Source organism: Leptospira saintgironsiae (genome assembly GCF_002811765.1).
Taxonomy (GTDB): domain Bacteria; phylum Spirochaetota; class Leptospiria; order Leptospirales; family Leptospiraceae; genus Leptospira_B; species Leptospira_B saintgironsiae.
The window spans coordinates 55,237-67,150 of the sequence record NZ_NPDR01000007.1 but is presented as its reverse complement, the minus strand read 5'-3'; the positions used below and the strand labels follow the sequence as shown (position 1 = coordinate 67,150).

At 39.3% G+C, this 11,914-nt stretch carries 14 protein-coding genes; 8 read left to right on the top strand and 6 right to left on the bottom strand.

Annotated features, from left to right (window positions below; translation table 11 throughout):
• Positions 1-431 precede the first annotated feature (431 nt).
• The gene (locus tag CH362_RS15310) at positions 432-731 is read right to left on the bottom strand and encodes a hypothetical protein (protein ID WP_100711201.1); all 300 of its coding nucleotides are present in this window, start codon (positions 729-731) and stop codon (positions 432-434) included.
• Positions 732-1,465: 734 nt separating this feature from the next.
• Here CH362_RS15310 and CH362_RS15300 point away from each other — a divergent pair.
• The 5 genes from CH362_RS15300 (at position 1,466) to CH362_RS15280 (ending at position 4,162) form a co-directional block, all read left to right on the top strand.
• Positions 1,466-1,840: a TIGR04452 family lipoprotein gene (locus tag CH362_RS15300; RefSeq protein ID WP_100711199.1), complete on the top strand. Its 375-nt coding sequence runs from the start codon at positions 1,466-1,468 to the stop codon at positions 1,838-1,840.
• A gap of 161 nt (positions 1,841-2,001) precedes the next feature.
• Positions 2,002-2,349 carry a nucleotidyltransferase family protein gene (locus CH362_RS15295; RefSeq protein ID WP_244280610.1) on the top strand — a complete coding sequence of 116 codons (348 nt, stop codon included), beginning with the start codon at positions 2,002-2,004 and terminating at the stop codon, positions 2,347-2,349.
• Entirely contained in the window at positions 2,342-2,710 is a 369-nt protein-coding gene (locus CH362_RS15290) for a HepT-like ribonuclease domain-containing protein (protein WP_100711198.1), read from the top strand. Before CH362_RS15295 ends, CH362_RS15290 begins: the two co-directional genes overlap by 8 nt.
• A gap of 19 nt (positions 2,711-2,729) precedes the next feature.
• Complete coding sequence (locus CH362_RS15285; RefSeq protein ID WP_244280609.1) at positions 2,730-3,908, top strand: YheT family hydrolase; 1,179 nt, start codon at positions 2,730-2,732, stop codon at positions 3,906-3,908.
• Positions 3,909-3,931: 23 nt separating this feature from the next.
• A complete protein-coding gene (locus tag CH362_RS15280; protein ID WP_100711197.1) occupies positions 3,932-4,162 on the top strand; it encodes a hypothetical protein in 231 nt (76 codons plus the stop codon).
• Between the two features lie 177 nt (positions 4,163-4,339).
• Here the strand turns inward: CH362_RS15280 and CH362_RS15275 are convergent, their stop codons facing one another.
• Positions 4,340-5,116 (bottom strand): LamG domain-containing protein, encoded by a 777-nt coding sequence (locus CH362_RS15275; protein WP_100711196.1) that lies wholly within the window; start codon positions 5,114-5,116, stop codon positions 4,340-4,342.
• Positions 5,117-5,321: 205 nt separating this feature from the next.
• Here CH362_RS15275 and CH362_RS15270 point away from each other — a divergent pair, with 205 nt between their 5' ends.
• From CH362_RS15270 to CH362_RS15260, 3 genes are read left to right on the top strand one after another with little or no spacing between them, the layout of a single operon-like run.
• Entirely contained in the window at positions 5,322-6,020 is a 699-nt protein-coding gene (locus CH362_RS15270) for an alpha/beta hydrolase (protein ID WP_165780277.1), read from the top strand.
• Complete coding sequence (locus tag CH362_RS15265; protein WP_100711195.1) at positions 6,017-6,730, top strand: hypothetical protein; 714 nt, start codon at positions 6,017-6,019, stop codon at positions 6,728-6,730. The genes CH362_RS15270 and CH362_RS15265 overlap by 4 nt, the downstream gene beginning before the upstream one ends.
• 4 nt (positions 6,731-6,734) lie before the next feature.
• Positions 6,735-7,676: a DUF1554 domain-containing protein gene (locus tag CH362_RS15260; protein WP_100711194.1), complete on the top strand. Its 942-nt coding sequence runs from the start codon at positions 6,735-6,737 to the stop codon at positions 7,674-7,676.
• A 20-nt stretch (positions 7,677-7,696) separates the two neighbouring features.
• Here CH362_RS15260 and CH362_RS15255 read toward each other — a convergent pair whose 3' ends face one another.
• The 4 genes from CH362_RS15255 to CH362_RS15240 form a co-directional block, all read right to left on the bottom strand.
• On the bottom strand, positions 7,697-8,416 hold the full coding sequence (locus CH362_RS15255) for a phosphate signaling complex PhoU family protein (RefSeq protein WP_100711193.1): 720 nt from the start codon (positions 8,414-8,416) through the stop codon (positions 7,697-7,699).
• A gap of 53 nt (positions 8,417-8,469) precedes the next feature.
• Entirely contained in the window at positions 8,470-8,886 is a 417-nt protein-coding gene (locus CH362_RS15250; protein ID WP_100711192.1) for an MAPEG family protein, read from the bottom strand.
• A gap of 117 nt (positions 8,887-9,003) precedes the next feature.
• The gene (locus CH362_RS15245; RefSeq protein ID WP_100711191.1) at positions 9,004-10,260 is read right to left on the bottom strand and encodes an imelysin family protein; all 1,257 of its coding nucleotides are present in this window, start codon (positions 10,258-10,260) and stop codon (positions 9,004-9,006) included.
• A gap of 11 nt (positions 10,261-10,271) precedes the next feature.
• The gene (locus CH362_RS15240; protein WP_100711285.1) at positions 10,272-11,849 is read right to left on the bottom strand and encodes a di-heme oxidoreductase family protein; all 1,578 of its coding nucleotides are present in this window, start codon (positions 11,847-11,849) and stop codon (positions 10,272-10,274) included.
• Positions 11,850-11,914 lie beyond the last annotated feature (65 nt).

Genomic DNA, 11,914 nt, shown 5'->3' with positions numbered 1-11,914 from the left:
TGCGGTTTATTGGCCTAAGTAAATGCTTAAATCTTCTCGCCCAAGATTTAAAAAGGTTGTGGCAGAATAAATTTCAAAAAAAGAGAACCCTCATGAGGGACAAAAGAAGAGTCCAGTCACCTGAAAGTAATCCTAGTGGATGAATTTATAGTTTAAGGAACTCATCCACCGTGCGAACTCGTAAGAAGTTTAGCAGGAAAAACACGAAGTCAGTTCGACTTGCTATTTGAGTCGCCCTCTCGCTCCCTATGAGTCGCTGTGAAGGGCAACCGGACGTAGATCTTCGGAAAAAACTTTTATCATAGACTGCTAATTTCGAAACGGAAATTTTCCAATCTTACTTTTGTGGAAGTTTCTTGCAATCAGTGGCTATTCTTGGCAGCGGATTTTGCGCATATTCACCCATGCAGGCGGATTTCCCGCCTTCCCATCTACCCCCTCTCCGCAATGTAAGCAATCGAATCCCCGATAATCTTGGATCTAAGGATCTTAAGCGCAAACAAATCTGTTTCTATAAATTTCTGTGGATTCTTAGCTTCATTTTGTAATGGCGTGAACCAGTTATTGATAACACATTCGATACCTTTAGGATTGTTTAATACTTTTTCGACAATCTCAGGATTTCTTTTCGGCTCTACGCTTAAGCTGTCGATAGGAGTTGCCAAAATTTCAAAATTTGTTTCGTATATGATTGGATTAGCCATCCAATAATCTGCCGCGCAGTATTTCACATTGTTTCTTTTAGATAGAAAATAATTTCATCTATACCTAATGTTGCCTGAGGTATACACAGCAGACTTTTTGTCCATATAGCTCCTCTTCCGAAAGCCAAAATATAAAATAAAAAATGTAAGGATATTAAACTTATTCTTAGTTTAGAAGGTAACCATTCAATACGTGTTGAATTTATTTCGCCGGAGAACAAGGCGGCGTAGATGGGAACTGAAGCTATGATTGCCGGCAGGAGAAATCTTAAATCAAATCCTTCCACACCGTTTGTCGTAACTAAGATCGCTCCTATATTCAAAGATAATAATATGAAAAAGAATAAAGTGTAATTTCCGGTAATCTGGATCGAGGCTTTTGGTGGCGACTTGTTTGATTTGTCTTGATAAAAAATAAATACCTACTCTCAAAAACAGTATGCCTAAAAATTGTGGCGCTTTAAAAGCTAACGATCGACTCTCTGCGGTTTACCGTGAGATTTCATTAAGGCAATTGCAGAAGACTCATAACGTATTATATCGATGTGGAAACTTTTGGAGTTATAAGTCCGCTCCCATATCCCATCCGTATAACTATATACCACATCTGAGGTAACCCATATTTCGAATAACGCATATTTTTCCACCAACGCTTAAAAAAATCCCACCACCAACTGTCTTAAATCCCTCTCCGCAAGTTATCCATTATAGATATCAATTTTATAAAACGATATCATAACGTTCAATGATGAGGAAAATGTATGAGAAAAATATTGTGTATGGGGATGTTCTCCCTTCTATCTTTCGCCAATTGTTTGGCAATGGACTCTCTTGGTTTATCTGAAAGCGTAAAGGGTTCCGAAGCCAGGTCTCAAATCAAAGCGGCGGCCTTGACTTCTGATATTCTATTTTATGGATCTGCGGATCCCGCTAATGCAGCAATGATTACTGCTATTGACTTATTTCTCACAGATTTATATTTAAAAATCGATGATAGTAAATATTATAAAAAAGCTGATGTGGACAAATGTGTAAAAGACGTTCAAGTCATTGGACTTTTAGTTATGGATCCAAGCCAAACTGTCCTTACTAGTAAAAATTGCAGCGATTTAAAAGCAAACGGTCCTATTATCTGATTTTAGAAACGGCCTTGGCTCCGGGGTTCGCGAGTTGCGAATTCCCGGAGAGGGGTAGCCTTCCTCTCTTTTAGTCTGCCCTTACACAATTTCGTTAAATCTGTTTTATAATCTAAAAACTCATAATTTTATCGGGATTCTGTATTTTTAAAGATTCGATCTTGATTCCTGTTATTGACTTTTTCTGTATAGAATTGAAAATTTTACCTATGAAGGTTGAAACGAAACAGGAATTGATGCAGAGACTTTCTGCAGTAAAACCTAAGCTTCAGGCTGACTTTGGAGTTCTTCATATTGGTTTTTTCGGTTCTTTCGCAAAAAATAATATTAATCCAAATAGCGACGTTGATATCTTGGTAGAGATGAAGGAGCCTGATTTCGATTCTGTTGTAGGACTGCAGATTTTTTTAGAATCTATCTTTGAACGCCATGTTGATTTGGTTAGGAAAAGAAGCCAAATCAAACCTTCCTTTTTAAATCGAATTCAAAAAGACTTAATTAATGTCTGAAGAAATTAAAGAGAGATTTGAATTTATTTTAGAATCGATCTCTTTGATCGAAACAAGATTTAATAAAATCAAATTTCCAGAAGATTTGATCAATTCAGAGGATGGAATAACAATCTTAGATTCTATTGCAATGAGGCTTCAAGCAATTGGTGATAATGTTAAATCAATTTCTAAACTAGATCCAAGTTTTTTAAGTAAATATCCTGTAACCGATTGGGTTAAAATGATGAGAATGAGGGATATTATCTCACATCATTATGAAGGTCTCGATCATGAGATTATTTTTAGTATTTGTAAAGATAAACTAAAGGATCTCAAGTCTTCCGTTATTGATATACTGAATACGTTCAATGGCTTTTAACTGTTCGCTGTGGCTAAATGTGAAAGCCATTCTCGATTCCTTCCCCTTTGTTTATCTTATCCTATTTCTTATTCTCGCATTTCTATTTTATTATTTTCTGGAAGTGGTAGAAAAACCTGTTCTTCAATTCAGTGATGGCGAGTTTGTACGAAGGGTAGTTGCAAATTCTCCTCGTTTAACTAGGAAATATTTTCCTACGTTCTGGTGCTTTAATAATCATCTAATGTTGGCTCTCTTACTTTTTAGAGAACATCGTTCCGAATTTTTTCAGTATGATAAGCTGGAACATCTTAGAATGAAAGATGGCGGTGTCACTGGACTTGCTTGGTCCAATATTAATGGAAAGAAAAAAACAGATTCTGATCCAATCGCGATTGTATTTCATACGATCAGTGGAGACGAGCAAGATGTTAAGTCGATTGTGAAAGCAATTCGTGCCCAGTTGAATTGGGCCTCCGTGGTTTGTATTAGAAGAGGACATGGAAATCTTCCTCTTTATAAGCCGCAGATAAACACGATGGGATCTAGTTCGGATCTAAAAGAACAACTCTCCTACATTAAGAAAAAATTTCCGAATAGTCCTTTGTTTGGAGTGGGGATCTCTGCGGGTTCCGGGTTGCTTGCTCGATACCTGGGAGAATCCGGGACTAAAAGTTTATTGGATGCCGCAGTTGCAATTTCGCCCGCATATGATATCGAAAAAGCATTTCATAGGGTTCATCCGGTTTATAGCAAGATCATGGGCCAAAGGTTGATTAATTATTTTTTGAAACGTCACTATGAAACCTTATCTTCCCTTGGCGGATTTCAAGAAGTGCTGGAATCCAAAACTCTGGGTGAATTCCAGGATCGTTTGCATAGACTCTCCGGTTTTGAAGATAAGGCCGAATATTACCTGCATTCGAACCCAGCAGTGGTAATGAAAAATATCCGAACTCCGATTATGATCTTGAATGCAAAGGATGATCCCATCTGTGTAAACCAAAATGTTTTAGAGAATTTGCATTGGCTGGAAACCCTCCCTAATTCGATCCATGTTTATACAAAAAGAGGAAGTCATATTGCATATTTTGAAGGATGGAAAGCGATATCTTGGTCGAATCATCTTGTTTGCGAATATTTTAAAGCTGCCCAAGACCAATTGCCTAAAAATAAAAAAAAGGTAAGTCTAGGAAAAAAGCGTAATTTTAAAAAATAGGTTTTTGAAAGTTAGGAGACCTTATGCTCAATCAAGTTTTAGTTCTATGTATGACATCGATACTTTCTTACTTATGTATTTTTCGTTCACATACGATGCAAAATTGGTTAATAAATAACGAACGAACTGAAAAAGCTAAAATGGAGGCATCGGATTTTGATACAATTTACCGTATTAAATTTATTGGAGTTGGTGCAGCTGCTATGAGTTTAGTAAATTTATATGCGATGTTGAAAAAATACGAAGTAATATAGTGGGTTCGAAAGTTATCTTTAAAATACTTTCTACTTCGGTAAAAATTTTAAAGTTTAGAAATAAGTATATATACTTCTTCATTTAATTCCTGTAGAAATTGTAGTTGCTTTTGTGTGATTTTGAGGGGGTAGCGGAAGACGCGTATAACGCGGCTGAAGCGAGGGGGAGGCTTCCCCCTACAAACTTGAAACAGGAAAGACTGCCCGGTTATAAACTCTAACTTCATCTATACTTCCTTGGTAAAAGAAAGTTCCAAGAGGTGAATAGCCTAAGGCAAATGAGCTATAAGTATTCCAAGGTCGATTATTTCCGAATTTTCCAGAATTAACCAAAACATTATTCACATAGAGAGAAGCAGTTAGGCTTTCGATATCCCAAACAAAGACCATATGATACCAAGTATTTTCAGAATACATTCCGCATTGGCTTGATACATCCGCATCTCCTTGGCCACCGCTATTATTCGTGAAGGCTCTTAATCTTCCAGTGCAGGAAATTGCAGAAAGTGCATAGAATTGCATTCCGAGTCCGCCGTCTTGGCTTAAAAAAATGGATTGGCCTCCGTTGGCTCCAGGGGGCCATTTTCCATTTACCCAAGCACTGACGGTAAAGGAAGAAACGGTCCCATCCAAAAATAAGGATCCTTGTGCTATGGATTCATGATAAGCACCGCTTCCATCATAATAATATGCTTTTCCAGGAAATCCGAACCGATCCGCAGTTAACGCGGGAGTCCCACTTACAGTTGTTAGATCTAAACCGCCGACTATATCCTTTGTATCTCCATCCAAAGGCCAATAGTGCACAAGACCGATCGAAGAATTCACTAAAGTGAGTTGGACTAAATCTAAGAACGCATGTTTGTCATTTTGTTCTTGGTTTGTTAAAAGAAGATAAGTCCCGCAGTTGATAAAATAGAAGGGGAGTAGAATAGCAAAAATCAGAATCCGCATGGAGTTTTCGTATTTCTTATAACAGGCCAGCACTGGGCCTTTTTCATTTAGCTCAATGAAGCATAATGGAATTATAGGGAAAACGTTTTTTATTCTTTCTACATTATAAATTCGGAATCAAACCTTGAGGAAAAACTGCTTCCGAGTTAGGTTATGTCGAAATTATAACATTGCCAATTCTCATAGCTTCTCTTACAAGGAAACAATGTATGATATCCCACTTGTCCAATTAGGTCCAGTTAAAGCAGCCCGTATTCCAGGTGATCCGCAAGGGCCTTATGTTATCTTTCTACATGGTTATGGTGCGAATGCTTTCGATCTTCTTCCTTTGTATTCCTATATGGACGTTCCGGAAGGCACGAACTTCATTTTTCCGGATGGTATCTTAGAAATTCCAATAGCGCCAGGCTATAACGGTAAGGCCTGGTTCCCGATCGATATGGAGGCATTGCAAAAAGCAATGGTCGCTGGAGGTTCAAGAGAACTTTTTGAACGTTATCCCGCTGGTTTGGCAGAAGCGAAACAAAAGATAGAAGAAATGATCCAAGCCTTGGATGTTCCAATGGATCGGATTATCTTGGGAGGTTTTTCGCAAGGATCGATGCTTGCTACTGAGATCACTCTTAAAGCAGAGAAAAAGCCCAAAGGTCTTGTCATTCTGTCGGGGACTTTGTTAGATGAGACTCATTGGACCCAATATGCGAAACAAACTCCGGGCTATAAATTTTTTCAAAGTCATGGTAGAATGGACCCTGTGCTTGGTTACCCTGCCGCGAAAAGATTAGAAACAGTGTTAAAAGACGCAGGTTGGGTAGGTGAGTTACTGGCATTTCCGGGTGGACATGAAATCCCGGAGATAGTATTACACGGTATGAACCGTTATTTGCGAGAATTGTTCGAATGACCCATCTGATAGAGAAATACGTAGCCCTCAAAAACAAATATCGCAACTATGATACCAAAGAAGCTTTAAGAAGGATGCAGGCTTGCCGCATTGCCTTAAAGGAATTGGAAGACAAAGGTTTTCGTACTGGTGTTGAAATTCTAGGTTCGATCAATTTTGGGATCGTAGAACCTTCTTCCGATATAGATTGTATTCTATTACATTATTGTGATTTACATAAGGACCAAGAATGTCCTGAATATTGTCCTAATTTTTTATACGAATCCGAAGAGATCAAAGCCAGCCTTCGCAGAAGATTGAGAAATGAAAATTTAAAGATAGAATTTTTAGATTGTATCAATCTTAGAATGGTGGAAAGAGCACTCGATGCAGGAAATTGGAAGGATCATGAGGTCCTACGAAGACTTTTATTTTATAGAACTATTGGCCGTCCTGTGAATAGACCTCTTTTTATTCCTTATGCGGAGAAGTTAGAAGAAAACGAAGAGTATATCCGAGATATTTTGGAATGGGGTTCTGAAGCCTTAAGTGTTTATCTTGGAACTTCAAGACATAGATTTTCTTTCAGTAAATACAACGAAAGGATAGAAAGTTCAGGACTTCAACTTCCTCATGGTTTAAAAGAAGAATTAGAAAGTTATCTAGAGCAGGGAGAAGGTTTCGAAGCCAATAATGGTGCAGAGTCTTCTCGATTTAAGGATCCGGTTTAAGTTAATGTGTACCAAGCAGGTTTCTTTATTTTTTGCGATCTGCTTTTCTGTTTTCTACTTATCCTGTGCGATTAAATCCGAAAATTCTGGAGACCCTAGCACAAAAGAATATTATGAAAATGCGATTGTTAACTGTCTGATAAATGGATGTGATAAGGAAATCATTATTACAGGAGGAAATTCTCTGCCTGAGGGAGGTTCCTTAGTTTTATCTGTTTCTTTGGCACATAAGCCAGACGCTACTTCTGTAACTTATAGTTTTTCCAGTAGTAATCCTGCAATAGCTTCTGTCTCTCCATCAAGTTTGATATTTACTCCTTCTGATTATAATATTTCTCAGACCTTGACTATAACGGGCTCGTCTGACAATTCAGATTCCACCGATAATTCCATTGTGATTTCTATTCTTACTCCAAGCTCAGAAACAATTCCTTATCCAATCTTACAAAAGGATAATGATAAATTTTTATTTGCTACAAATGCAACCTATGCTGGGAATTTTGGGTCCGGCGGTTTTGCGGATTTTATATGTCAGAGCGAGGCAGACTCTTTGAATGCAAGCGGGCTTCCTTCCGGGACATACAAAACTTTTGCAGTAGCAGGAACTTGGAGAAGGGCAATACCTTCTAAGATTGACTGGGTCCTTAAGCCTAATAAAGAATATATAGATTTTGCCGGTGGAACATTTGTGAAAGCTTTCGACACGGATTCTACTGCTTTATTTGTTTTCGGAACTGGAAGTGGGATAAGTGCGACTGCTGCCGGATACTGGACTGGTTTACAAACGGATTGGTCCACTGAAAGTACTTGCCAAGGTTGGACTTCCAACTCAGGTTCCGACCAAGGAAATTTTGCAAGTTCTTTAGATCCAAACGTAGGCGGAATATCTGCAGGAACTCCCGATTTCTGCAATCTTGCGAAGTCAGTCGTATGCGTTCAGCAATGATTCGATTTCTCTAATATAGTTCAGGAAACTTTTGTTTTTTCAGTAACTTGCACCGGATCAGAAAGATGGCGAATGTCCATACCAGTATTCAGTCGCACCAATTCTTCTGCGATGTTTACTGCGTAGTCTCCGGCTCTTTCTATTCCTAAGATCATCCTGTATAAATCTGCGAATTGATTTTTATCTAGTCTTGGATCTAATACAAATTTTAAGAATGCAGAATGACATAGATTGTTCAGCTCTTCTTCTACAGTATGAACTGAACCATAAAATCTGTTTTTTTCTTCTACCAGGGACTCTACCGCCATTCCGACAAGAGTAACTACTCTGGAGAGCATCTTGTCCAAAATTTCTTCCTGTCTGAAAAATCCTTTGGGAATAAGTCCTCTTCTGTAGCAGGTGGCGCAGTTTACGATCTGGTCTCCCATTCTTTCCAAACTTCTGTTGATACGAATCGAAGAAAGTGCGAATCTAAGTGGATCCTTTTTGAGAATAACTTCTCCATCGATTTGGTCCATTCCTAGTAAGTTGCGGTTTGCGATTGCTTCTAAGATCGCGTTTTGGGAGAGGTTATCGTTTTGTTTTTCCAAGCTATCGATCAGATCATCTCTTTCGATGACTTGTTTGGCAAGATCTGGATTTTCCTGTTCGATCGCATCGTCCAAGATCAGGACTTGTTCCAAACATAGCTCGGCCATCGCATATAGATTTTTACGGAGATAGTCGAACTTGGAAGCCATGTATCTCCGAAGGTTAACCTCGAATGTACATGGCGGTCAAGATGTTTTTGAAATTATAGAATGGAACGTACTAATATCACTAACATCGCAGTAAAACAAAGATACTGGATTATAAATCCCGTAAATCTTACGTTCACGTTCCAAACACCTCCACCACTTAAATGAGCGCTTGTTTGTAGGATCCTTGCTCCGAATACGATCCATGCGAGAAGATCGAAAGTATCGTTTTGGTACCCTGAAAGTATAAAGGTCAAAACTAAAACTGCGAAAACTGGAAGGCCTTCTACGCAGTTCAAGTGAGCACGGTGGATCCTCCAATACAGATCGGAACCGTGTTGTATCCAAGCAGGGAACTCGTTTGATTTTTTGGAGCCTGCCAAAACTTGTGCAGTTCTAAAAGATACTACGATGAGTACGAGTAGAATGGTCCAGGCAGTAAAAGCGATTAATGGAAATAGAGAACTAAACATAGTCCGATAGAGAAAAGTCTAACGGAACAATTGGCAAGACAAATTTACTGACAGATTGGAATACTAATATATATCGTTTTTATCTCAAACAATATATATTAGTATTTTATAAAAGGATCAGTCTCCGTCGTTAGACGAAGGAAGATTCGGAACTCCCAGAACAGAGAATGCATCGATCGTCATTAGGTTCTTTAAGATCTTTGCTTGGTCCCAGATTGGTTTTACATTCGTGGTAACGCTTGTGCCGTTCAGAGTGGTTCCATCTGCATCTATCTCAGCATACATGTCTGCAGAGCCGCTGATCTTTGCATTAACCATATTCTTAAAATTTGTGATCTCAGCTTGGATATCATCATCCAAGGAAGAATTCTGCGCTCTAACTAATTTTGACATAGAGCTGATCTTTGGATCTGCAGGATCTCCTAAATAAGCGAATTCAATACCTAATAAATTATCTCTTAGATCTTTATAAGCAACTCTGGAATAGATCGCTTCCAAGAAGACTGGATCGGGCTCTTGTCTTTTACCTGCTCCGGCGCAAGAAACACTTAAACAAGCAGCGTTCCCAAGTTTATTATCCTGGATCTGATTCACTAAATTTCCAATAGATTGGATATAAGTGTCGAAAGCTTCTCCCTGAGAACGGAATTGGATCCCGGTTCCAGTAGTGTATTCATTTAAGAAGTTTCCACCAGTAGGGAGCCATTTATTATATAAATCTAATGCGTCTTGGTTGATCACCTGAGCAAGAGCTAGGATATAATCGGTCCTTCTTGTATTGCCTGCGTTTGCAGTATTGATGCTGGAATTTGAATCGATCGTTGTCCTGCTCAAGTCTGAATCGAAAAGTAGGATCTCAAGAGATTCGATCCCTTTATATTTAGGTGGGCAGGCAGTTAGGTTTGTTTTATTGAGAGTTGTATTCGTAGCGGTGCAAACAGTAACAGCACTCGTTAAGATTTGATTCACTAAATTCGCACTTGGCCTTGCTCCGGATTTGATAAACCCGTCCATCTTAGTGTAATACTCAGTTGGATTACCCGCTGGCCCGAAATAGTAAGGTTCTACTTTTTTCAAAGAAACTCGAACCTGATCCCAAGCAGTTTGTAAAGCTGCAAGATTCGTCACATTCGTACTTCCTGAGGTAGTATAAGTGACTGCCGCTGCTTCTAATGCTGCTGTATCCGTAGTCAATTGTTCCAAACTTGGAATGATCAAGAATTTACCTGTATGTTCCAGAAATGCAGAACTTCCAGGTCCAGCTGCTAATAAGAGCAAAGGATCTTTGCCTCCGCCGCCGCAGGAAACAAAGAAAGATACCAAAATAAAGTATAATGTTTTTCTAAATAAAGAATTAGATAATATGGATCTCATTGCCGATTCTCCTATAAAGATTCCAAAAATTTGATCAGCTTTTGTCTGTCAGTAGAAGATAGATTTTGGAAACCGGTTCGTGCTGCGTCGGCTTCTCCTCCATGCCATAGGATCGCTTCTTCTATCCCATTGGCTCTTCCATCATGCATAAGCTTTAAATGTCCGTTTACTTCTTGGATCAAACCTAGACCCCAAAGAGGAGGGGTTCTCCATTCTTGTCCGTCTGCATCGAAATCTGGTCTTCCATCTGCAAGATCAGGACCCATATCATGTAAGAGTAGATCCGTATAAGGTTTGATGTATTGGTAAGAAAGTTCAGGAAGTCCTGGAACATTTCCAGTAAGAACATGAGGTTTATGACATGCATCACATTTGATGGATGAGAATAATACCTTTCCGTCGATCACATCCTGGTCAGACAAATTTCTTCTGGCAGGGACGGCAACTAACTTGGTGTAGAAATTTACAGACTCAGCGATAGAAGAAGTAATTTCAGGATCTGCAGTTCCGGAAGCTGCCGCTAAACATTGTGTCTGAGTACTTGGGCAATTATCCGTAGAGAATAATGGACTCGTGATCCCTATATCTCCTAAAAAAGCACCTTGGTTTTGTTGGAATAAACTTGGCTCGTTTGCTTTCCAACCGAAACGTCCCAAAACCTTTTTATGATTTTTGGCGTCCCAAACCATATTCACTTTTCCTGATATTCCATCCGCATCTGAATCGGTTGGGTCTGCCCAGCCTAATATAGTAGATTCAGGAATTGCTTCTAACAGGCCCAAACCAGGGATCATAGGAGCAGTTCTTGGCGAAAAATTAAAGGAAGAAGGGGCTACATCGATATTTGTGTTCCAGCTGATTGAATATACTGGAGTGTTTAAAGTAACTGTTCCGCCTGCAGTGTAATTTCTTACAACAGTTGCACCTGTATAAGAGACGGAAGCCGTACCTTCCGGTGGGGTAAAGTTTGCACCTGTAGAGCCTGTGCAGTTAAAATTGGAATCGTATGCAAGAGGAGTAACACATCCAATCCCTTTATGATTCAATTGTAGTCCGAAAGAATCCAAACCTACAGGTCCGCCTGTAGTCGGATCAGAAACTCCTACCTTGGAAAGCCGGATCAAAATTCCGACAGAGTTAAATAAAGTTCCGCTTGAAGGTGGTGCTCCTCTTCCGTCTCCTGCATGGCAGTTTTGGCAAGAACTCGTATTAAAGGTGGGTCCTAAACCGGAGGAAGCGCTATTACCTTCTGCCACCCAAGCTCTATTGAAAAAGTTGTTTCCGGTATTGAATTGTATTCCATCGGAACTCATATTTACAACCGGAGTATCGAACGAAGTTGGATTGGTAATAAATCTGGTGCCGTATCCTCCGGAAAAGGCTTCTCCAGGGTCGGGCGCTATACTTGTTTGGCTTGCGATCACTGCTGCGATGCCAAGAGGATCTGATCCTTCTTTTCCGCCGCAGTTTAGAATATTAAGAAAAACGCATACTAATATCGGGAACGTTTTATTCAAACGCTTCCGAGAGGGGTTCGGCTCCGGATTTGCGGTTCCGGAACCGAAGTTTAAATTTTTATCACAGTTCATATTTTTATATTTTTCGGAAGTTTTCACAGGGACCGAACCTGCATTATATATTCCTAATCACTTTT